The organism is Kitasatospora sp. NPDC002522 (assembly GCF_053595195.1).
Window position 1 is genome coordinate 92,079 of the sequence record NZ_JBSFXE010000002.1, and the last position, 22,024, is coordinate 114,102.

Genomic DNA, 22,024 nt, shown 5'->3' on the forward strand with positions numbered 1-22,024 from the left:
GCGCCTAGGCGTTGACCTTGGTGTCCCACTGGGCCGGGACGGTCAGCTCCTCCTCGACCGGGTCGTCCGGGTGGCGGGGGAGGCGGAAGGCCCAGTTGGTGTAGAGGAGGCGGGCCACCAGGAAGCCGACGGCCAGGCAGACCTCGCCGCCGACCGCGTCCAGCCAGAAGTGGTTGGCGGTGGAGACGATCACGCTGAGGGTGACCACGGGGTAGGCGAGGCCGAGGGCGCGGACCCAGGTGCGGCGGGCCAGGAAGAAGATGGTCAGGCCGCACCACATGGACCAGCCGATGTGCATCGAGGGCATCGCGGCGAACTGGTTGGAGACCTGCGCGCCGGCGCCGGAGGCCAGTGAGCCCCAGGTGTGGTGGACGGCGACGGTGTCGACGAACCCGCCGCCGGTCATCAGGCGCGGTGGGGCCAGCGGGAAGCAGTAGAAGCCGACCAGGGCGATGCCGGTGGTGACGAAGAGCACGGTGCGGGAGGCGGCGTAGCGCCCGGGATGCGAGCGGTAGAGCCAGACCAGGACGCCGATGGTGATGATGAAGTGCAGGGTGGCGTAGTAGTAGTTCATCCCGACGATCAGCCAGGTCACCGAGTTGACGCCGTGGTTGATCGAGCGCTCGACGGCGATGCCGAGGTCGTGTTCGAGGTTCCAGACCCAGGTGGAGTGCTGCTGGGCGATGGTCTCGTGCTCCGGGACGGCGTTGCGCACCAGCGAGTACAGCCAGTAGCTGAGGCCGATCAGCGCGAGCTCGAAGAGCAGTCGCGGGCGGCGCGGCGTGCGTCGCTGCTCGCGGACCCGGCCGCGCAGGGCGGCGGCGGGTGACTGGGCGACGCGGGTGGCTCCGCCGGGCGTACGGGCGGTGTGGTCCGGGCCCGGGTCGGAACCGTCGCGTGATGCCCGGCCGACGCGGTCGGCGCCGGATGCGTGGATCTCGGTCGGTTCCCCCATGGACGAGAAGTCTGCCAGACGTTCCGTGACCGGTTGCTCATCCTCTGGATGGGGATTCTTCACCGACTGTCCGCCTACGGGGGTAGGGGTCGATCGGTTTTCGAGGCGCATGCAGACCATTGTGGCGCGCGGGTTACGAGCGGTCGAACCGGGGTCCCTTTCGCATGCCCACGGTCGGTGTGCGCCCGATCGGCGCCAGGTCACGACTCGGTATGACTACTACCGGAAACAGTTTCTGCATCTTGCTGAAACATCTTGCAGGGCGCTAGGTTCCACGCCACCCACCCCCGCTTCGCGCCCCTAGGGAGAGCCAGCCGTGGCCGACGCCCAGCCCCGACCCCCGCGCCGCACCACCCCGTACCGCCGACCCGGGCGAGCCTCCGTGCTGCTCGCCTCCTCGCTGATCGCCGCGACGCTCGGCTCGATCCCGGTGGCCGTGGCGGCGAAGGCGCCGGCCGCGCCGTCGGACGCCGCGCTGGCCGCGAGCGCCGGGCGGCACGACCTGACCAGGGAGCAGTTCTACTTCGTGCTGCCGGACCGGTTCGCCAACGGCAGCACCGGCAACGACACCGGCGGGATCACCGGCGGCCGGCTGGACAACGGCCTCGACCCGGCCGACAAGGGCTTCTACCACGGCGGCGACCTGCAGGGCCTGATCGACAAGCTGGACTACGTCCAGGACCTGGGCACCACCGCGATCTGGATGGCGCCGATCTTCAAGAACAAGCCGGTGCAGGGCACCGGGGCCGACGCCTCGGCCGGGTACCACGGCTACTGGATCACCGACTTCACCCAGGTCGACCCGCACTTCGGCACCAACGCGCAGCTCAAGGAGCTGATCGACAAGGCGCACAAGCGCGGCATCAAGGTCTTCTTCGACGTCATCACCAACCACACCGCGGACGTCGTCGACTACGCGGAGCAGAGCTACGACTACCGCTCCGAGGGCGCCTACCCGACCCTCGACGCCGACGGCAACCCGGTGGACGAGACCGCGATCGCCGACGCGCGGGCGCAGTGGCCGAGCATCACCAAGGACTCCTTCCCCTACTCCCCGGTGCTGCGCAGCGCGGCCGACGCCAACGCCAAGACCCCGTCCTGGCTGAACGACCCGTCGCTCTACCACAACCGCGGCAACTCGACCTTCGTCGGCGAGTCCGCGACCGAGGGCGACTTCTCCGGCCTGGACGACCTGGACACCCAGAACCCGCGGGTCGTCGCCGGGATGCAGAAGATCTACCAGACCTGGGTGGCCGACACCGGGGTGGACGGCTTCCGGATCGACACCGTCAAGCACGTCAACCTGGCGTTCTGGGAGCAGTGGGCGCCGGCGCTGAAGAAGTTCGCGGCCGAGCACGGGAACAAGAAGTTCTTCATGTTCGGCGAGGTGTACTCGGGCGACCCGTCGATCACCTCGCCGTACGTCACCAAGGGCAAGCTGCAGGCCACCCTGGACTTCGCGTTCCAGGAGGCGGCGCGCAAGTACGTCTCGCAGAACGGCTCGGCGAAGGCGCTCAGCGAGCTGTACGCGCAGGACTACCGGTACACCACGGCCGACACCGACGCCTACGAGCTGCCGACCTTCCTGGGCAACCACGACATGGGCCGGTTCGGGTCGTTCCTGCAGAGCGACAACCCGGGGGCGTCGAACGACGCGCTGCTGAAGAAGGACCGGCTGGCCAACGAGCTGCAGTTCCTGACCCGCGGTCAGCCGGTGGTGTACTACGGCGACGAGCAGGGCTTCACCGGCGCGGGCGGCGACAAGGACGCCCGGCAGGACATGTTCGCCTCGAAGACGCCCTCGTACAACAGCGACCAGGTGATCGGCGGGACGTCCGGCTCCGCGGACCGCTACGGCCGGGACGGCGCGCTCTACCAGGGGATCGCGGGCCTGGCGAAGCTGCGCAAGGACAACCCGGCGCTGGCGGACGGCGCGCAGGTGGAGCGGTACGCGGCGGACGGGCCGGGCGTGTACGCGTTCTCCCGGATCGACGCCAAGCAGCAGGTCGAGTACCTGGTGGCGGTGAACAACGCGGCCGAGGCGAAGACGGTCACGCTGGACACCTTCTCGGCGGGCATGGACTTCAGCGGCCTGTACGGCGTCGGCGGCAAGGTCACCAGCGGCGCGGACGGCAAGGTGACGGTCACCGTGCCGGCCATGGCCTCCGTGGTGCTGAAGGCGAAGGACAGGCTGGCCAAGCCCGCCGCCGGCCCGTCGATCACGGTGAGCGCGCCGGCCGACGGCTCCTACGGGACGGTGACGCTCGGGGCGAGCGTGCCCGGGGGCGGCTTCAACCGGGTCAGCTTCGCGGCGCAGGTCGGTGACGGGCCGTGGCAGACGCTGGGGACGGCCGACAACGGCGTCTTCAAGGTCACCCAGAACCTGGACGGCGTGGTGCCGGGCACGGTGGTGCGCTTCAAGGCCGTGGTGCAGGACTCGGCGGGCCGACTGGCGTCCGCCACCGGGCAGTTCACGACGGGTCAGCAGGCGCCGACGCCGGCGCCGAGCGCGGTGTCGCGGCCGTACGCGGTGGTGCACTACCAGCGCAAGAACGGCGACTACGACGGCTGGAACCTGTACACCTGGGGCGACATCGCCGACGGCGAGTCGACCACCTGGCCGGCCGGGCACGGCTTCGTCGGGCGGGACGCGTACGGGGCGTTCGCGTACGTGAAGCTCAAGGGCGGGGCGTCCGACGTCGGCTTCGTGGTGGAGAACAACGGCACCAAGGACGTCGACGCGGACCGGCACATCGACATCTCGGCCACCGGCGAGGTGTGGATCAAGGAGGGCGACCCGACCGTCCGCACGGCGAACCCGGACGGGGCGGTGCCGGTGCCCGACGGCAAGGCGGTGATCCACTACCACCGGGCGGACGGGAACTACGACGGCTGGGGGCTGCACGACTGGACCGGCGCGGCCAACCCGACCGACTGGGGCAACCCCCTGATGCCGGCGCGCAAGGACGCCTTCGGCGCGGTGTTCGAGGTGCCGCTTGCGGCGGGCGCGACCAGCCTCAGCTACATCATCCACAACGGCGGCGACAAGGACCTGCCGCAGGACCAGTCGCTGAGCTTCGCCACCTCGGGCCGCGAGGTGTGGATCCTCGGCGGGCAGGAGGGCTACCTGCTGCCGCAGACCGCGGGCGTCTCTTCGCAGCTCGACCTGGGCTCCGCCAAGGCGCAGTGGATCGACGCGCGGACGGTGGTGGTCCCGGCCAACTACGGTGCGGCGGACGGCCAGTTGAAGGGCGGCACCAGCGCCCAGCTGATCTACGACCCGCAGGGCGGGCTGACCGTCGACAAGGGCGTGCTGTCGAAGCCGGGCCACTGGATCCGGCTGAGCCCGGCGGCCGGTCTGACGGACGCCCAGAAGGCGAAGTTCCCGAACCTGGCCGGGTACCGGGCGTTCACCGTCGACCCGCGCGACGCCGGGCGGGTCACCGCCGCGCTGCGCAGCCAGGTGGTCTTCACCGAGCACCTGCCGAACGGCGCGGCGCTGGCCGCCACCGGGGTGCAGCTCCCGGGCGTGCTGGACGACCTGTACGCGGGCAAGGCGGCCGGTGCGCAGCTCGGGCCGGTGTACTCGGTGCAGAAGGGCAGGGGCTGGTTCGGGCACGACGAGCGCAAGGTGACGCTGTCGCTGTGGGCGCCGACCGCGACCGAGGTGGCGGTGCAGCTCTTCGACACGGCGAGCGGCGGCACCCCGCGGACCGTGCCGCTGAAGCGGGACGAGGCGTCCGGCGTCTGGTCGCTGACCCGGGACGCGGCGGACCTGGACGGTAAGTACTACCTGTACCAGGTGAAGGTGTGGGCGCCGAGCGTCCAGCAGACGGTCACCAACCTGGTCACCGACCCGTACTCCACCGCGCTGTCCACCGACTCCACCCGCAGCCTGGTCGCCGACCTGTCGGCCTCGGCCACCAAGCCCAAGGGCTGGGACCAGCACCGCAGTCCGGCGGCGATCCCGGCCACCCAGCAGCAGATCCAGGAGCTGCACGTGCGGGACTTCTCGGCCGGGGACACCACCGTCCCGGCCGACGAGCGCGGCACCTACCTGGCGTTCACGCAGTCGAAGTCGGCGGGTATGCAGCACCTGAGGGAGCTGGCCAAGGCCGGGGTGACGACCATTCACCTGCTGCCGACCTTCGACATCGCCACCATCCGGGAGAACCGCGCCGAGCAGAAGCTGCCCGCCTGCGACCTGGCCGCGCTGCCCGCCGACTCCTCGAAGCAGCAGGAGTGCGTGGCCGCGGTGCAGGCCGACGACGCCTACAACTGGGGCTACGACCCGCTGCACTACACGGTGCCGGAGGGCTCCTACGCGACCGACCCGAACGGCACGGCGCGCACCGTGCAGTTCCGCGAGATGGTGCAGGCGATGCACGACGCGGGCCTGCGGGTGGTCCTCGACGTGGTCTACAACCACACCGCGGCCGCCGGGCAGGACCAGCACTCGGTGCTGGACCGGATCGTGCCCGGCTACTACCAGCGGCTCAGCGACACCGGCAAGGTGACCACCGACTCCTGCTGCGCGGACACCGCGCCCGAGCACGCCATGATGAACAAGCTGGTCGTCGACTCGGTGGTGACCTGGGCCAAGCAGTACCGGGTGGACGGCTTCCGCTTCGACCTGATGGGCCTCGACCCGAAGTCCACCATGCTGGACGTGCAGTCCGCGCTGCGCGCGCTCACCCCGCAGAAGGACGGCGTCGACGGATCGCGCGTCTTCCTGTACGGCGAGGGCTGGAACTTCGGCGTGGTCGCGAACGACGCCCGGTTCGTCCAGGCCACCCAGGTGAACATGGCCGGCACCGGCATCGCGACCTTCAACGACCGGATCCGGGACGCCGGCCGGGGCGGCAACTTCATGCTCTCCTCGGCCCCGCAGCAGGGCTTCGCGTCCGGCCTGTACACCGACCCCAACGGCTCGGCGGACAACGGCACCCCGGCGGAGCAGAAGGCCCGGCTGCTGCACCAGATGGACCAGATCAAGGTCGGCCTGACCGGCAACCTGGCCGGCTACGCCTTCACCGACAGCACCGGAAAGGCCGTCACCGGCCGCGCGGTGGACTACAACGGCGCGCCCACCGGGTACGCCGCGCAGCCCGGCGAGGCGGTCGAGTACCTGGACGCGCACGACAACGCCGACCTGTTCGACGCGCTGGCGTTCAAGCTGCCCGCCGCCACCCCGGCCGCCGACCGGGCCCGGATGCAGGCGCTCGGCCTGTCGCTGACCGCGCTCGCCCAGGGCCCCGGCTTCGCCCAGGCCGGCAGCGACCTGCTGCGCTCCAAGTCGCTGGACGCCAACTCCTTCGACTCCGGGGACTGGTTCAACTCGATCAGCTGGGACTGCGCCCAGGGCAACGGCTGGGGCCGCGGCCTGCCGATGGCGGCGGACAACCAGTCGATGTGGGAGAAGGACAAGCAGCTGCTGGCCGACCCGCGGCTCACGGTCGGCTGCAACGACATGCAGCTGAGCAGCACCCTCTACCAGCAGTTCCTGAGCATCCGTCAGTCCTCGCCGCTGTTCGCGCTGCCGACCGCGGCCGAGGTCCAGCGCCGGCTGTCCTTCCCGCTGTCCGGCACGGCGGGCGAGAACCCGGGCGTGATCACCATGCACCTGGACGGCACCGGGCTGGCCGGCGCCGAGAAGGGGCTGACGGTGGTCTTCAACGCCACCCCGGACGCGCAGACGCAGACCGTGGCGGGCCTGCGCGGCACCGCGCAGGCGCTGCACCGGGTGCAGGCGCAGGGCGGTGACGCGACCGTCAAGCGGGCGTCGTTCGACCCGGCCACGGGCGCCTTCACGGTTCCGGGCCGGACGGTCGCGGTGTTCGTCCAGAACTGATGGTTTCCCCGCGGTAACAGGGGCCTCACCTCCGGGTGGGGCCCCTTGCCGTTCTGGCCGAAAGTCGTCGTTCGCGGCGGGTCGGTGGTGGAGACCTTCCTGGAACACGCCCAAATGCCGTGCCATGGACAGGTGTTCGTACGGCAATGCGATGGTGCGTAAATCAGTCAATCCATGGCATGCATCTGTCATTCATGAGGCGTTTGCTGCCACGATTCCCCCGGCTGCGGAACGACAGGTTGCCCACACAACCCGGTGGAGCCCTCCCCAGGCCATCGGAATCCGCTGCCGACGCACGGCGAACTTGCACCGCGTATCTGCACCGCACCCCGTCCGCGTACCAGCGGGTGGGGCCCCCGCTGCGCCGCAACCGCGGCCAGATTCTCTCCACCGCTCGTGACCCCGCGACGGTCGGTAAAGGAGTCCCGCATGTCTCGCTACACGCATGCCCGCGTGAGCATGGCCGCTCTGGCGGCCACCACCGCCCTGCTGGTGACCGCGATCCCGGTGGCGGTGGCCCAGGCCGCCCCCGCCGCCCCGTCCTCCTCGGCCCAGGTCGCCGACCAGCAGGCCGCCGCCGGCCACGCCCAGCTGGTCGCCGACGCGGGCACCCGCTCCGCCCAGTTCGCCCAGACCCTGGGCCTGAGCGGCGCGGAGAAGCTGGTGGTGAAGGACGCGTTCAAGGACGCCGACGGCACCCAGCACTTCCGTTACGAGCGCACGTACGGCGGACTCCCGGTCCTCGGCGGCGACCTGATCGTCCACCAGGCCGCGAACGGCACCACCAAGGGCGTCGACCGGGCCTCGTCCGCGTCGCTGTCCGGCGTCAGCACCACCCCGAAGCTGGCCGCCCCGAAGGCGCAGGCCACCGCGCTGGCCGCCGAGTCCGGCTCGGCCCTGGAGACCGCCCCGCGCCTGGTCGTATGGGCCGCCACCGGTACCCCGCGGCTGGCCTACGAGACCGTGGTCAGCGGCAAGGAGGCCGACGGCACCCCGAGCAAGCTGCACGTCGTCACCGACGCCAACACCGGCGAGGTGATCCAGAAGTTCGAGGGCATCAACACCGGCACCGGCACCGGCGTCTTCGTCGGCAACGTCACCATCGGCACCACGCTGTCGGGCTCGACGTACCAGATGAAGGACACCAGCCGCGGTGGGATGTACACCACGGACATGAACAACGGGACCTCCGGCAACGGCACCCTGTTCTCCAAGTCGACCGACACCTGGGGCAACGGCTCGGCCTCCAACCGGGAGTCGGCCGCCGTCGACGCGCACTTCGGCGTCTCCAAGACGTGGGACTTCTACAAGAACACCTTCGGCCGCAACGGCATCCGCAACGACGGTGTCGGCGCCTTCAGCCGCGTCCACTACGACAGCAACTACACCAACGCGTTCTGGGACGACTCCTGCTTCTGCATGACCTACGGTGACGGGTCGGGCAACACCCACCCGCTGACCGAGCTGGACGTGGCCGGCCACGAGATGACCCACGGTGTCACCGCGGCCACCGCCAACCTGAACTACTCGGGCGAGTCCGGCGGCCTGAACGAGTCCACCTCGGACGTCTTCGGCACCATGGTCGAGTTCTACGCCAACATCCCGTCCGACAACCCGGACTACCTCATCGGCGAGCTCATCGACCTCAACGGCAACGGCACGCCGCTGCGGTACATGGACCAGCCCTCCAAGGACGGCTCGTCCGCCGACTACTGGTCCTCCACCGTCGGCAACAAGGACGTCCACTACTCCTCCGGCGTCGGCAACCACTTCTTCTACCTGCTCTCCGAGGGCAGCGGCGCCAAGGTCATCAACGGCGTGAGCTACAACTCGCCGACCCAGGGCAACATCGCGGTCACCGGCATCGGCCGGGACAAGGCCGCGGCGATCTGGTACCGGGCGCTCACCACGTACTGGACCTCCACCACCAACTACGCCAATGCCCGCACCGGCATGCTGAGCGCCGCCACCGACCTCTACGGCGCCAACTCGGCCGAGTACAACGCGGTTGCCACCGCCTGGGCCGCGGTCAACGTCGGCTCGGTGCCGCAGAACACCCCGACCGTCACCAACCCGGGCAACCAGACCACCAAGGTCAACACCGCGGCCAGCCTGCAGATCCAGGCCAGTGGCGGCACCGGCGCGCTGACCTACTCGGCCACCGGCCTGCCGGCCGGCCTGTCGATCAACGCCTCCACCGGCCTGATCAGCGGCACCCCGACCGCGGTCGGCACCTCCTCGGTGACCGTCACCGCCAAGGACACCGCCAACAAGACCGGCTCCACCAGCTTCACCTGGACCGTCAACGACGGCACCAGCACCTGCACCCCGGCGCAGGTGCTCGGCAACGCGGGCTTCGAAACCGGCACCGCCGCCCCGTGGACCACCACCTCCGGCGTGGTCGACAACTCCGCCTCCGAGGCCGCCCACAGCGGCTCCTGGAAGGCGTGGCTGAACGGCTACGGCTCGGCCCACACCGACAGCGCCTCGCAGACCGTCACCATCCCGGCCGGCTGCAAGGCCACCCTGAGCTACTGGCTGCACATCGACACCGCCGAGACCACCACGACGACGGCGTACGACAAGCTCACCGTGACCGTCAACGGCACCACGGTGGCCTCGTACTCGAACCTCAACAAGAACACCGGCTACGCCCAGAAGACCGTCGACCTGTCGTCCTACGCCGGTCAGACCGTCACCCTGAAGTTCAACGGCGTGGAGGACTCCTCGCTGCAGACCAGCTTCGTGATCGACGACACCGCGATCCAGACCAGCTGAGCCTGACGCACCATCAGTAGTGACGGGCCCGGCAGCCCTCGGCTGCCGGGCCCGCCCGCGTCCCGAGGAGTGAGATCCCCGAAACCCGGCCGCAACACGAAACACCGTGGAAACACCGGCGACGGCGCGGCGAAATCCGGCCCGGCCACACTCCCGGAATGCTCCTCGCTGACTCCCCACCCACCCTGGACAGCGGCGACACCGCCTGGCTGCTCGCCTGCACCGCGCTCGTCCTGCTGATGACCCCCGGCCTGGCGTTGTTCTACGGCGGCATGGTGCGCACCAAGAGCGTGCTCAACATGATCATGATGAGCTTCGTCTCGATCGCCGTGGTCACCGTGGTCTGGCTGACCGCCGGCTACACCCTCGCCTTCGGCCCCGACGCCGGCTGGGGCCTGATCGGCTCGCTCGACCACCTCGGCATGGCGGGCATCACCCCGACCAGCCTCACCGGCCACGTCCCGACGCTGCTGTTCGCGGCCTTCCAGCTCACCTTCGCGATCATCACCGCCGCGCTGATCTCCGGCGCCATCGCCGACCGCGCCAGGTTCGGCGCCTGGGTGGCGTTCACCGCCGTCTGGACGCTGCTGGTCTACGTGCCGGTCGCGCACTGGGTGTTCGCCCCCGACGGCTGGATCCTGCGGAACCTGGGCGCCCTGGACTTCGCGGGCGGCACCGTGGTGGAGGTCAACTGCGGTGCCAGCGGCCTCGCCCTGGCCCTGCTGCTCGGCCCCCGCCTCGGCTTCAAGCGGGAGGCGATGCGCCCGCACAGCCTGCCGCTGGTGCTGCTCGGCGCCGGGCTGCTCTGGTTCGGCTGGTTCGGCTTCAACGGCGGCTCCGCGATGGGCGCCAACGGCCTGGCCGCCGCCGCGCTGCTCAACACCCAGGCGGCCGGCTGCACCGGGCTGCTCGGCTGGCTGCTGGTGGAGAAGAAGCGCGACGGCCACGCCACCACCCTGGGCGCCGCCTCCGGCGCGGTGGCCGGACTGGTCGCCATCACCCCGTCCTGCGGCAGCGTCGACCTGCTCGGCGCCCTGGTCATCGGCCTGGCCGCCGGCGTGGTCTGCTGCTACGCCGTCAGCTGGAAGTTCCGGTTCGGCTACGACGACTCGCTGGACGTGGTCGGCGTGCACTTCGTGGCCGGCGTCATCGGCACCCTGCTGATCGGCGTGTTCGCCACCGCCGTGATGACCGGCGGCCCCGCCGGGCTGCTGCACGGCGGCGGACTCGGCCAGGGCGGCAAGCAACTGGTCGCGGTCGTGGTGGTCGCCGCGTACGCGTTCGGCATGACCTACGGCATCGGCCGGCTGATCGACCGTCTGATGGGCTTCCGGGCCGCGCCCGAGCACGAACTCACCGGCCTGGACCTCGCCGTGCACGCCGAGACCGCGTACGATCACGGCGTCCTGGGCCTCGGCTCCGCCGCCGCCCACGCCAACCTGCACCCGCACGGTGCGCCCGCCTCCGACAGGACCCGCCCGGTATGAAGCTGATCACCGCAGTCGTCAAGCCGTTCAAGCTGGACGAGGTCAAGACCGCGCTGCAGGAGCTCGGTGTGCACGGACTGACCGTCACCGAGTCCAGCGGCTACGGGCGGCAGCACGGCCACACCGAGGTCTACCGCGGCGCCGAGTACCGGATCGACCTGGTGCCGAAGGTCCGGATCGAGGTGGTGGTGGAGGACGAGGACGCCGAGCGGGTCACCGCCGCCATCGTCACCGCCGCCCGCACCGGCAAGATCGGCGACGGCAAGGTCTGGGTCGTCCCGGTCGAGGGCATCGTGCGGGTGCGCACCGGTGAGCGGGGCCCCGACGCGGTCTGACGGCCCGTCAGCACAGTGCACGGCCCCCGTCCCCACCCGGGACGGGGGCCGTTGCCGTGCCCGCGTCCGGATGTCTTGACGGGCGTCCGGGGTGACCCTATGGTCAAGCCACTGCAAGTTTCCAGCAAGTTTCAATTGTCTTGCAGAAAGCGACCCTCCGGCGTCGCACTGACGGCACCACCCCCGCCGTCGCGGCCCCCCACCCTGCCGCCTCCCCGTCCGCGACCTGCGTCCGCGGACCGGGCCTCCCCCTCCTGGAGTGCTCCCTTGACCACCCCTGCCCCCGCTCGCAGACGGCGGCTGGCCGCCGCCTCCACCGCCCTCGCGGCGCTCGGCCTGTCGATCGGCGCCGGCTTCTCGCTGGCCCCTACGGCCACCGCCACCCCGCCGAGCAGCAAGGACGTCACCGCCACCCTGTTCGAGTGGAAGTTCGACTCGGTGGCGAAGGCCTGCACCGACACCCTCGGCCCGAAGGGCTACGGCTTCGTCGAGGTCTCCCCGCCCCAGGAGCACATCCAGGGCGCCCAGTGGTGGACCTCCTACCAGCCCGTCAGCTACAAGATCGCCGGCCGGCTCGGCGACCGCGCCTCGTTCCAGTCGATGGTCTCCACCTGCCACGCCGCGGGCGTCAAGGTGATCGCCGACTCGGTGATCAACCACATGACCGCGGGCTCCGGCACCGGCACCGGCGGCACCAACTACACCAAGTACAACTACCCCGGCTACTACCAGGACCAGGACTTCCACTCCTGCCGCCAGGCGATCAGCAACTACGGCGACCGCGCCAACGTGCAGAACTGCGAACTGGTCAACCTCGCCGACCTCAACACCGGCTCCGCGTACGTGCAGCAGACCATCGCCAACTACCTCAGCGACCTGCTCACCCTCGGCGTGGACGGCTTCCGGATCGACGCCGCCAAGCACGTCGACGCCGGTGAACTCGGCGCCATCAAGGCGAAGATGAGCAACCCCAACGCCTACTGGGTGCAGGAGGTGATCTACGGCGCGGGCGAGCCGATCCAGCCCTCCGAGTACACCGGCAACGGCGACGTGGACGAGTTCCGCTCCGGCACCTGGCTGAAGAGCGCCTTCAACGGCGGGAAGATCTCCGACCTCGCCACCTGGGGCAGCGGCCTGCTGCCCAGCGCCCAGGCCCGCACCTTCGTCGACAACTGGGACACCGAGCGCAACGGCTCGACCCTGAACTACAAGTACGGCTCCGCCTACACCCTGGCCAACGTCTTCATGCTGGCCTACCCGTACGGCTCGCCGAACGTCTACTCCGGCTACGCGTTCAGCTCCAACGACGACGGCCCGCCCAACGGCGGCACCGTCAACGCCTGCTACCAGGACGGCTGGAACTGCGTGCACGCCTGGCGGCAGGTGGCCAACATGGTCGGCTTCCGCAACGCGGTGTCCGGCACCGCGATGACCAACTGGTGGTCCAACGGCAACAACGCGATCGGCTTCGGCCGCGGCTCCAAGGGCTACGTGGCGATCAACCGGGAGTCCGGAGCGATCACCCAGACCTTCCAGACCTCGCTGCCGGCCGGCGTCTACTGCGACGTCCAGCACGGCGACCCGGTGAGCGGCGGCTGCAGCGGCCCGACCTACACCGTCGGCTCGGACGGCAAGTTCACCGCCACCGTCGCGGCCGGCGACGCGGTCGCCCTGTACGTCGGCGCGGGCGGCGGCAGCACCCCCTCGCCCTCCGCCTCCGCCAGCCCCACCGGGACGGGCAACAGCGCCACCGTCTTCTACTCCACCGACAAGAACTGGTCGGCCTACTACCTGCACTACGCCCCCACCGGCGGCACCTGGACCACCGCCCCCGGCGTCGGGATGGACGCCGCCTGCACCGGCTGGGTGAAGAAGACCGTCGCGCTCGGCACCGCCACCGGCCTGGCCGCCACCTTCAACAACGGCACCGGCACCTGGGACAACAACAACAGCGCCAACTACGCGCTCGGCACCGGGAACGTCACCGTCAAGGACGGCGTGGTCGGCAGCGGCGACCCGTGCGCCACCGCCAGTCCCTCCGCCTCGCCCACGCCGACGGCCACCGCCGCCTCCGGCGCGTCCTTCGCGGTCAACGCCACCACCACGGTCGGCCAGAACGTCTACGTGGTCGGCGACGCCGCCGCACTCGGCGGCTGGGACACCTCCAAGGCGCTCCCGCTCTCCTCGGCCGCCTACCCGGTGTGGAAGCTCGACGTGGCGATGAGCGCCGGCACCGCCTTCCAGTACAAGTACATCCGCAAGGACGCCGCCGGCACCGTCACCTGGGAGAGCGGCGCCAACCGCACCGCGACCGTCCCGGCGAGCGGCCAGGTCGCGCTCAGCGACACCTGGCGGAGCTGAGCACCCGTCAGGTCACGGCCCCGACGGGTAAACCGCCCGAAGGGATGGAACCCCGGCGTCGCGGACGCCGGGGTTCCGCCGCGCTGGCAGCATCGGCCGGGTGAGCACCGCCCCCACCACCATCCTCGACGTCGAACTGCACGGCGGCCGCTGGGACGGACACCTGAAGCGGGTCCGGGCCGGCGCGCCGCCGCCGTCGCTGCGGATGGTGCTGCGCCCCGACCTCCCCGACCCGCTCCGCGGCGAGCAGTGGCCCACCACCAGCGTCTACGGCTACGACCCGGACGGGCCCAGGCCCTGCTACCGGCACGCGTACGACGAGTAGACCCGCCGGCGGCCGGTCAGCCCCGGCCGACGTACGGCATCGCGGTCGCCATCACGGTGGCGAACTGCACGTTGGCCTCCAGCGGCAGCTCCGCCATGTGACGCACCGTCCGGGCCACGTCCGCCACGTCCATGGTCGGCTCCGGCGCGATCCGGCCGTCCGCCTGGCGCACCCCGCTGCTCATCGCGGCGGTCATGTCGGTGGCCGCGTTGCCGATGTCGATCTGCCCGCAGGCGATCCGGTACGGGCGGCCCTCCAGCGAGAGGGCCTTGGTCAGGCCGGTGACGGCGTGCTTGGTCGCCGTGTAGGCGATCGCGTGCGGGCGCGGGACGTGCGCGGAGATCGAGCCGTTGTTGACGATCCGGCCGCCCTGCGGGCGCTGCTCCCGCATCTGCCGGAACGCGGCCTGGGCGCACAGGAAGGCGCCGGTCAGGTTGAGGTCGACCACCGCGCGCCACGCCGCGTGGTCGACCTCCTCGACCGGGGCGGCCGGCCCGAACATGCCCGCGTTGTTGAACAGCAGGTCGACCCGGCCGAAGCGGGCGGCGGCCCGGGCGAACAGCTCGGTCACCTGCGCCGGATCGGTGACGTCGGTGGGCACCGCCAGGGCGCGGTCGTCGCCGAGGCCGTCGGCGGTCTCGGCGAGGGGCCCGGCCCGCCGTCCGGCGAGCACCAGGCGCCAGCCGGCGCCGGCCAGTTCGCGGGCCACCGCGCGGCCGACGCCGCTGCCCGCTCCGGTGATCACGGCAACCTGCTGGGACACGCGCACGCTCCTCGGGACGTTCGGACGCCCATGATCGCCCCGGGCGGCGCACGCCGTCACTGGCGGAAGCTCCAAAGCCGCCGCGCCGGGGGCCGTCGGCAGGAGCGGACGGGCCCCACCCCCGCCGATCGGCTGGGCCCGCCCCCGTCGACCGGCGGGACAACGGGGCAGCCGCAACCGGCGGCCGGGTCGGCACGTCATAGGATCTCGAGTGGCCGGAACGCCGCGCGTCGCGCGGTGGCCCAGTCCGTTCACGGGGTGTGCCGGCTGTCGGTTCCGCACGCCCCGACAGGCCCGCTGACCAGGGCCGACTCCCGTCCGCCGCGGTCGGGAGCGACCCCCGCCCGGAGAGACCCACCGTGCTGCCGCAGCCCCGCCCCGCCTCCGTCCGCCCCGCCCGCGTGCTGCTCGCGGCCGCCGCCACGCTCGCCCTGGCCGGCCCGCTCGCGGCCTGCGGCAGCAGCACCGGCAACGCCAACGACGCCAAGGCGGCGATCTCCACCAACCAGGCCTCGAACTCCCCGTCGGCCGCGCAGAGCAGCACCGCCCCGCCGAAGCCGTCCAAGGTGCTGATGCCGACGGGCCCGGCCGCCCAGTTCTCCAAGGCCCGCGACACCGCCGCCGGCCCGATCATGGTGACCACCGTCAGCGGCCCCAAGTCCGGGGTCAGCGGCAAGGTCTGGGTCTGGCTGCCGCCGGAGTACAACGACCCGAAGTACGCCAAGACCGGCTTCCCGGTGCTCACCCTGTACGCGGGCGGGCAGAGCGCCGGCTACAACACCTGGACCGACAACCAGCTGCCGATCCAGGAGGCCGACAAGCAGCTGGTCGCCGAGGGCAAGACCCACCCGTTCATCATGATCATGCCGGTGCAGAACCTCGACTCCAACGAGGCCAAGGCGCTGGAGTGCGCCGACATCCCGGGCCAGCCGAAGATCGGCACCTGGATGGCCGAGGACATCCCGGACTTCGTCCGCGCCAACTTCCGCACCGTCAAGGGCCGCGACGGCTGGGCCGTGATGGGCGCCTCCACCGGCGCGTTCTGCAGCGCCAAGCTCGCCCTGCAGCACCCCGACGTGTTCAAGGCCGCGGTGCCGATCGACGGCTACTGGAACCCCGACTCCCCGCTGTGGAAGGGCCACGAGCAGGAGCGGCTGGCCAACAGCCCCGACCAGCTGATCGGCCAGGGCAAGGCGGACGTGCGGATCTTCGCCACGGCGGGCGGCGCCAACGGCTACGAGATCAAGCTGGTCACCAACTGGGTCGCCAAGGCGAAGGCCCCGACCACCGTCGACTACTACGAGCAGCCCGGTGGCAAGCACCTGACCTCGGACTTCAAGAAGATGATCCCGAACACCCTGGAGTGGCTCGGCAAGAACGTCGCCGGGCCCGAGGCCGACTGATCGTCAGAAACCGCCACCGAGGCCCCGGAAACCGCTCTGACCTGCACGTCAATCGGTCATTCATTCGCCCCTGATGCACTGCTCGCACCCTGGACCCTGGACCGGAGACCTGGACCGGGGCGCCGCAACCGCGGCCCCCGCTCCGGCCAGCCTCAGCCAGTCGTGAAGAGAGCGCCATGCCCCGCCACCTGCTGCCCGTCGCACCCGCGAGCATCCCCGCCCAGGGCGGCGACCCCGTCGCCGCCGCACCGGCCGCGGTCGAGCCGATCCCGTTCGCCGGGCTCCGCCTGGTGCACGCCGCCGTCCGCCGCGACCTGGCCCGCATCCCGCAGGCCCTGCGGCTGCTGCAGCCCGAGGACACCGTCGGCGCCGAGGCGCTCAAGCGGCACTGGGACTTCGTCACCGCGATGGTCACCTGCCACCACGAGCAGCAGGACACCCGGCTGTGGCCGCTGCTGCGCCGCTTCGCGCCGGAACTGCGGCTGCTGCTCAACTGGCTGGAGTCCGACCACCACAACCTCGACCACTCCTTCACCCGGGTCACCACCCTGGTCGGCATCGCCACCCGCGACCCCGCCAGCGCCTGGCCGGTCTCCTACGCGGTCGAGGAACTCGCCGCCCGGGTCGAGACCCACCTGCGGATCGAGGAGCGCCAGCTGCTGCCCCGGATGACCGGGGTGTTCCAGTCGGGCTCGCGGATCGGCACCCTGCCCGAGCTGCTCGACCTGCTGCGCTACGCCGACGGCCCGGCCCCGTCCGACGCGCTGGTCTGGCTGCTGGAGGGCGTCGAGCCGGCCCAGGTCGACCGGCTGCTGGCCGACTGCGACGACGAGACGGTGCGGCACTGGCCGCACTGGCGCGACACCTACGCCCGCTGCACCGACCAGCTGTGGGGCCCGGCCGCACCGTGACCCGGCGGCCCGCTGAGGCTACTGCCGCTCGACCCGCCGGACCGGTCGGCCCGGGGTCCAGGTGCTGATCACCAGGCGGTCGCCGGCCACCTCGGTCAGCGTCGCCCCGGTCGGCTCCAGCCGGAAGGCGTGGTACGGGCCGGGTGGCGGCGCGGGCAGCTCCGCCTCGTACGCCGCCAGGTCGGCCGGGTCGGTCAGCTCCACCGCCCGGGCCGAGAGCTTGGCGTCCCCGTCGGCCATCGTGGCGTCCGGCCCGGGGTTGGAGTGCAGCGCGCAGCGCGGGTCGCGGCGCAGGTCGGCGGCCTTCACCGCGCCGGCCATCGAGCCCAGGAACAGGTCGGCGCCGTGGAAGTCCACCTCGGTGCCGCTGACCCGCGGCGAACCGTCCCTGCGCAGGGTGGCCAGCACGTGGTGCTTGTGCGCCTCGAACCGGGCGCGGATCCGCTCGGCGAGTTCCGGGGCCTGCTGCTCGAAGTCCTGCCAGGAGGTCATGGCCGAAGTCTAGGGAGCGGGGCTGCCGTGGTGGGGCAGCGAACCTCCCTAGACTCTCGGCCATGGTGGAGAGTGGATCCCGGACCTACATCGCCTTCCTGCGCGCGATCAACGTCGGCGGGCGGACCGTGAAGATGGAACGCCTGCGCGAGCTCTTCGCCGAGCTCGGCCTGGACGCCGTCCGGACCTACATCCAGAGCGGCAACGTCTTCTTCCGGGCCGCCGCCGACCTCGACCGGGCCGCGCTCACCCGCCGGATCGAGGCCCACCTCGAGTCCGCCCTCGGCTACCCCGTCCCCGCGATGCTCCGCACCGTCGACGAGGTCGAGGCCCTGCTCGCCCTCGACCCCTTCGCCGGCGTCGAGGTCACCCCCGAGGTCCGCCTCTGCGTGGTCTTCCTCTCCGAGCCCCTCCCCGCCGACCTCGCCCTCCCGGTGGCGTCCCCCAAGGGCGACTGGGAGATCCTCGCCGCCACCGACGGCGCCGCGTTCACGGTCATGCGCCTCAGGAACGGTCGCCTGGGCGCCAACCCCGCCACCGCCTTCCCCAAGTCCTACCGCGGTCAAGGCACTTCGCGCTTCTTCCACACCACCGCCAAGATCGCGGCGGCCGCCCGCAAGGCCTGACGCCCGGTCAGTGCGGGAAGGTGCGGGGCGGGCGCTGGCGGGGGAGGGTGTCCTGGAAGCGGCCGATGGCGGTGGCCACCTGGCCGAGCAGGAGGGTGGGTTCGAGGCGGTCCAGGTAGAGGTGGCGGGCGGCCAGGGCCTCGACGGTGGCGGAGAAGTACAGGGTCATCAGGGGGTTGATGAACAGTCGGCTGCCGCCGGTGCGTTCGGTGAACTGGACGTCGCCGAACTGGCCGCGGAGGGCGGCGGCGACGGAGCCGTGCACGATGGAGGGGTGTTCGGGGTTCTCCGCGCGGGCGTGGGCGACGGCGTCGAGGTAGTGCGCGGCCTCGGGGGAGCCCGGCGGGATGGAGAAGGCGCCGAGGTAGCCGCCGTCGCGGTCGAGGGCGGCGAGGTTCTCCAGCACCAGACTGTGGTTGACGCCGTGGTAGGCGTCGATGCCGAAGCCGAGGCAGGTGACCAGGCGCTCCGGGACCTCGGTGAGGCCGGCCACCGCGGCGAGGCTGGTCATGTCCTCCTCGGGGGTGCCGAGGCCGGCCTCGTCGCCGCGCAGCAGGATGTCGGTGCCGCCGTCGACCAGCAGGATCGCGTCGATGCCGAGCAGGTCGACCAGCGCGCGGTACGCCTGGCGCAGCGGCTGCACCCCGACCGACGGGAACGCCCAGACGGTGTCCGGCTGGCCGTTGGCGCGCAGCCAGCGGGCCAGTGAGCGCTCGGGGAAGTAGCGTTCGGCGGAGTCCACGTCGGGGGTGATCCGGGCCAGGTCGGGCGCCTGCCAGACCGCCCGGCCCAGCCCGTACAGGCTGCTGAACGAGAAGTTGGCGAGGTGCACCTCGCGGCCGGCGGCGCGCAGTGTCAGGGCGAGCGGCAGCCCCGCGTACACGTCGTAGCCGCCGCCGGCGCCGGCGACCAGGATCCGCTCGGCGGCCAACAGGCGGGTGAGCAGCGGCGGTTGCAGAAGGCTCGTCACCGGCCGGACGGTACCAGGCTCCCGGCCGCAGCGAGGGACGGATCAGGGCGGGTCAGGGGATCCGGCGGGCCGACAGTTCGCGGGCGTCGGCGAGGTCCTCGGCGGTGGGCGCGTCGTCCTGGGTGAGGCGGTGGCGCCAGTAGCCGGTGAAGTCGATGTCGGCGCGGTCGAGCCGGCCGTCGGCGAGCAGGTGGCGGCGCAACGCGCGGACGGTGCCCGCCTCGCCGCCCAGCCAGGCCCGGCCGACGCCGTCGGGCAGCTGCGCCGAACGCACCGCCGCGACCAGGAGCGACCCGGGCGCGGACACCCCGCGGTACAGCCAATGGACCGTCAACTCGCCGAAGCCGAGCAGCGGTTGCCGCTCCTCGGGCCCCGCCACCTCGACGTACGCGATTGCCCTCGCCCCGGCCGGCAGCGCCTCGACCAGGGTGCCGAGCGCGGGCAGCGCCGACTCGTCCGCGGCGAACAGCAGCCAGTCGGCGCCGTCCAGCGGGAACGGCCGGGCGAAGGCCGCGGACGGGCCGAACATCGTCAGCAGCTGGCCCGGCCGGGCCTGCGCCGCCCACGCCGCGGCCGGGCCGGGCGACTCCGGGTGCAGCACGAAGTCGACGTCCACGGTGTGCAGTTCGGCGTCGTGGGCGCGCAGCGTGAAGCTGCGCATCCACGGGCGGAGCGGCTCGGGGACGGCCTGGCACGCCCGGTACCAGCTCATCAGGTCCTGGCCGGGCGCGGGTACGGGCAGCTCGGGACGGTCCTGGCCCGGGCGCGGGAAGTACAGCTTCACCTGCTGGTCCGGCCCGTCCAGGGCGAAGCCGCCGGGCGGCAGCGCGAAGGTCACCCGCACCATCCGCGGGCTGAGCCGCTCGACGGCGGTCACGGTCAGCTGGCGGATCGGCAGGTCGGACACGGCGGCTCCCGTCGGTTGGGCGTTGCCGCACCAGCCTGCCGGGCGCCGCTCACAGCCCGCTGTCAGAACGCTGTCAGCGCCTCCGGGGCCCTCTCGGCTCGGAACAGCCTCTGGGTTGCGCGCTCAGTGCTCCAGCACGTCCCGCAGTGCCTCCGGGGTGCGGCCGATCACGGTGTAGCCGTCGTCCGCGGTGATGATCGGCCGCTGGATCAGCGCCGGGTGCTCGGCCATCGCCGCCACCCAGCGGGCCCGGTCCGCGTCGGTGCGGCCCCAGCCGCGCAGGCCGAGCTCCTTGGCCACCGCCTCGTCCAGCCGCGCCACGTCCCACGGTTCCAGGCCCAACCGGCCCAGCACCTCGTCGAGTTCGGCGGCCGTCGGCGGCTCGTCCAGGTAGCGCCGCACCGTGTACTCCACGCCCGCCGCGTCGAGTTCGCCGAGCGCCGTGCGGCACTTGCTGCACCGCGGGTTGATCCAGATCTCCATGAGCCGCGAGCCTATCCCGCACGCCCCGGGGAACTCGTCCGCACCGCCCGTCCGTTGCCGCACCGACCGGACCGCCAGCGGGGGAGCTGCCATGGACGCCTTGACGATCATCAACGGGCTGATGTCACCGGAAGGGCAGGACGACCCGTACCCGCTGTACGAACAGGCCCGCAAACTCGGCCCGGTGGCCCGCGCCGACGAGTTCCTGGTCCTGGTCACCGGCTACGAGGAGGCCGACCGGACGCTGCGCACCCCCGCGTTCGGGGTCGGCGACGCCGAGCTGCGCGCCCAGTGGGAGCCCGGCTTCACCGACCACCCGGGCCTGACCCTGCTCGCCGACTCGATGCTCCAGCGCAACGCCCCCGACCACGCGCGGATGCGCTCCCTGGTCGCCTCGGTCTTCACCTCGCGCCGGGTCGCCGCGCTGGAGCCCGCCGTCACCGCCGCCGTCGAGCGGCTGCTCGACGACCTCGCCGACCACGGCGACACCCCCGTCGACTTCCAGGACGCCTTCGCCTTCCGGCTGCCGATCGGCGTGATCTGCGAACTGCTCGGCGTCCCCGAGCGGGACCGGCACCGCTTCCGCCCGCTCGCCGCCGACCTCACCACCACCCTGGAGATCCTCACCGGCGACGAGGACCTCACCGGCGCCGACCAGGCCGCCGAGGAACTCGCCGCCTACTTCACCGAACTCGCCGCCGAACGCCGCGCCCGGCCGCAGCAGGACCTGGTCAGCGCCCTCGTCGAGGTCGCCGACGCCGACCAGCAGCGGCTCTCCGACGCCGAACTGATCGCCAACCTGGCGCTGCTGCTGGTGGCCGGTTTCGAGACCACCGGCAACCTGCTCGGCAACGGCCTCGCCCTGCTCCTCGACCACCCCGACCTCGCCGCCGACCTCCGCGACGGCACGCTGAGCCCCGGGGCGTTCACCACCGAGGTGCTGCGCTACGACTCCCCGGTGCAGCTCACCTCCCGGCTCGCCCTCGCCGACGACCTCGCCATCGGCGGACAGCAGGTACCCCGGTTCACCGGCGCCTTCCTGCTGCTCGGCGCCGCCAACCGGGACCCGCGGCGCTTCCCCGACCCCGACCGCTTCCACCCGGCCCGCGACGACGGGCCGCCGCTCAGCTTCGGCGGCGGCATCCACTACTGCCTCGGCGCCCAACTCGCCCGGCTGGAGTCCGACACCGCGCTCCCCGCGCTGCTGCGCCGGTTCCCCGCGCTCGCGCCCGCCGCGGCGCCGACCCGCCGCCAACGACTCGTCCTGCGCGGCTACCACACGCTGCCGGTCACGCTCACCGGCCGCTGACGGCGCTCCGCTGACGGGCCTCGACTGACCTGACCTGACCTGGCCTGGGTCGGTTTGGCCCCGGTCGG

16 protein-coding genes are annotated in these 22,024 nt (G+C 71.9%); 10 read left to right on the forward strand and 6 right to left on the reverse strand.

Going from position 1 to position 22,024, the window contains the following annotated elements; translation table 11 throughout:
- Positions 1-4 precede the first annotated feature (4 nt).
- Positions 5-955 carry a phosphatase PAP2 family protein gene (locus ACWD4U_RS02110; RefSeq protein ID WP_363449536.1) on the reverse strand — a complete coding sequence of 317 codons (951 nt, stop codon included), beginning with the start codon at positions 953-955 and terminating at the stop codon, positions 5-7.
- Positions 956-1,271: 316 nt separating this feature from the next.
- Between ACWD4U_RS02110 and pulA the strand changes: the two genes are divergently transcribed.
- From pulA to ACWD4U_RS02140, 6 genes are all read left to right on the forward strand, one after another.
- Positions 1,272-6,806 carry a pullulanase-type alpha-1,6-glucosidase gene (pulA, locus tag ACWD4U_RS02115; protein WP_363449538.1) on the forward strand — a complete coding sequence of 1,845 codons (5,535 nt, stop codon included), beginning with the start codon at positions 1,272-1,274 and terminating at the stop codon, positions 6,804-6,806.
- A gap of 429 nt (positions 6,807-7,235) precedes the next feature.
- A complete protein-coding gene (locus tag ACWD4U_RS02120; RefSeq protein WP_363449540.1) occupies positions 7,236-9,584 on the forward strand; it encodes a M4 family metallopeptidase in 2,349 nt (782 codons plus the stop codon).
- Positions 9,585-9,742: 158 nt separating this feature from the next.
- Positions 9,743-11,071: an ammonium transporter gene (locus tag ACWD4U_RS02125; RefSeq protein ID WP_363449542.1), complete on the forward strand. Its 1,329-nt coding sequence runs from the start codon at positions 9,743-9,745 to the stop codon at positions 11,069-11,071.
- The gene (locus tag ACWD4U_RS02130; RefSeq protein ID WP_363449545.1) at positions 11,068-11,406 is read left to right on the forward strand and encodes a P-II family nitrogen regulator; all 339 of its coding nucleotides are present in this window, start codon (positions 11,068-11,070) and stop codon (positions 11,404-11,406) included. Before ACWD4U_RS02125 ends, ACWD4U_RS02130 begins: the two co-directional genes overlap by 4 nt.
- A gap of 267 nt (positions 11,407-11,673) precedes the next feature.
- Positions 11,674-13,767, forward strand: a complete 2,094-nt coding sequence (locus ACWD4U_RS02135) for a carbohydrate binding domain-containing protein (protein ID WP_449787073.1) — start codon at positions 11,674-11,676, stop codon at positions 13,765-13,767.
- Between the two features lie 100 nt (positions 13,768-13,867).
- The gene (locus ACWD4U_RS02140; protein WP_363449547.1) at positions 13,868-14,092 is read left to right on the forward strand and encodes a hypothetical protein; all 225 of its coding nucleotides are present in this window, start codon (positions 13,868-13,870) and stop codon (positions 14,090-14,092) included.
- A 16-nt stretch (positions 14,093-14,108) separates the two neighbouring features.
- Here the strand turns inward: ACWD4U_RS02140 and ACWD4U_RS02145 are convergent, their stop codons facing one another.
- Complete coding sequence (locus ACWD4U_RS02145) at positions 14,109-14,855, reverse strand: SDR family oxidoreductase (protein ID WP_363449549.1); 747 nt, start codon at positions 14,853-14,855, stop codon at positions 14,109-14,111.
- 359 nt (positions 14,856-15,214) lie between these two features.
- Between ACWD4U_RS02145 and ACWD4U_RS02150 the strand changes: the two genes are divergently transcribed.
- Together ACWD4U_RS02150 and ACWD4U_RS02155 are read left to right on the forward strand one after the other, a co-directional pair.
- Positions 15,215-16,258 (forward strand): alpha/beta hydrolase, encoded by a 1,044-nt coding sequence (locus ACWD4U_RS02150; RefSeq protein WP_363449551.1) that lies wholly within the window; start codon positions 15,215-15,217, stop codon positions 16,256-16,258.
- Between the two features lie 176 nt (positions 16,259-16,434).
- On the forward strand, positions 16,435-17,169 hold the full coding sequence (locus ACWD4U_RS02155) for a hemerythrin domain-containing protein (RefSeq protein WP_363449553.1): 735 nt from the start codon (positions 16,435-16,437) through the stop codon (positions 17,167-17,169).
- An 18-nt stretch (positions 17,170-17,187) separates the two neighbouring features.
- Here the strand turns inward: ACWD4U_RS02155 and ACWD4U_RS02160 are convergent, their stop codons facing one another.
- Positions 17,188-17,661 (reverse strand): pyridoxamine 5'-phosphate oxidase family protein, encoded by a 474-nt coding sequence (locus tag ACWD4U_RS02160; protein WP_363449555.1) that lies wholly within the window; start codon positions 17,659-17,661, stop codon positions 17,188-17,190.
- A gap of 62 nt (positions 17,662-17,723) precedes the next feature.
- Here ACWD4U_RS02160 and ACWD4U_RS02165 point away from each other — a divergent pair, with 62 nt between their 5' ends.
- The gene (locus ACWD4U_RS02165) at positions 17,724-18,287 is read left to right on the forward strand and encodes a DUF1697 domain-containing protein (protein WP_363449557.1); all 564 of its coding nucleotides are present in this window, start codon (positions 17,724-17,726) and stop codon (positions 18,285-18,287) included.
- Between the two features lie 7 nt (positions 18,288-18,294).
- Here the strand turns inward: ACWD4U_RS02165 and ACWD4U_RS02170 are convergent, their stop codons facing one another.
- The 3 genes from ACWD4U_RS02170 to ACWD4U_RS02180 form a co-directional block, all read right to left on the reverse strand.
- Entirely contained in the window at positions 18,295-19,257 is a 963-nt protein-coding gene (locus ACWD4U_RS02170; RefSeq protein ID WP_363449559.1) for a DUF1152 domain-containing protein, read from the reverse strand.
- A 52-nt stretch (positions 19,258-19,309) separates the two neighbouring features.
- The gene (locus ACWD4U_RS02175) at positions 19,310-20,164 is read right to left on the reverse strand and encodes a siderophore-interacting protein (RefSeq protein WP_363449561.1); all 855 of its coding nucleotides are present in this window, start codon (positions 20,162-20,164) and stop codon (positions 19,310-19,312) included.
- A gap of 123 nt (positions 20,165-20,287) precedes the next feature.
- A complete protein-coding gene (locus ACWD4U_RS02180) occupies positions 20,288-20,647 on the reverse strand; it encodes an arsenate reductase family protein (protein ID WP_363449563.1) in 360 nt (119 codons plus the stop codon).
- A gap of 91 nt (positions 20,648-20,738) precedes the next feature.
- On the opposite strand from ACWD4U_RS02180, the gene ACWD4U_RS02185 reads away from it, so the two are divergent.
- The gene (locus ACWD4U_RS02185) at positions 20,739-21,956 is read left to right on the forward strand and encodes a cytochrome P450 (RefSeq protein ID WP_363449565.1); all 1,218 of its coding nucleotides are present in this window, start codon (positions 20,739-20,741) and stop codon (positions 21,954-21,956) included.
- Positions 21,957-22,024: the final 68 nt, after the last annotated feature.

What these genes read in the sequence shown, in the direction of transcription:
- ACWD4U_RS02110 (WP_363449536.1), bottom strand. Translation starts at nt 955, where the DNA reads ATGGGGGAACCGACCGAGATCCACGCATCCGGCGCCGACCGCGTCGGC.
- ACWD4U_RS02120 (WP_363449540.1), top strand. Translation starts at nt 7,236, where the DNA reads ATGTCTCGCTACACGCATGCCCGCGTGAGCATGGCCGCTCTGGCGGCC.
- ACWD4U_RS02125 (WP_363449542.1), top strand. Translation starts at nt 9,743, where the DNA reads ATGCTCCTCGCTGACTCCCCACCCACCCTGGACAGCGGCGACACCGCC.
- ACWD4U_RS02130 (WP_363449545.1), top strand. Translation starts at nt 11,068, where the DNA reads ATGAAGCTGATCACCGCAGTCGTCAAGCCGTTCAAGCTGGACGAGGTC.
- ACWD4U_RS02155 (WP_363449553.1), top strand. Translation starts at nt 16,435, where the DNA reads ATGCCCCGCCACCTGCTGCCCGTCGCACCCGCGAGCATCCCCGCCCAG.
- ACWD4U_RS02160 (WP_363449555.1), bottom strand. Translation starts at nt 17,661, where the DNA reads ATGACCTCCTGGCAGGACTTCGAGCAGCAGGCCCCGGAACTCGCCGAG.
- ACWD4U_RS02165 (WP_363449557.1), top strand. Translation starts at nt 17,724, where the DNA reads ATGGTGGAGAGTGGATCCCGGACCTACATCGCCTTCCTGCGCGCGATC.
- ACWD4U_RS02180 (WP_363449563.1), bottom strand. Translation starts at nt 20,647, where the DNA reads ATGGAGATCTGGATCAACCCGCGGTGCAGCAAGTGCCGCACGGCGCTC.
- ACWD4U_RS02185 (WP_363449565.1), top strand. Translation starts at nt 20,739, where the DNA reads ATGGACGCCTTGACGATCATCAACGGGCTGATGTCACCGGAAGGGCAG.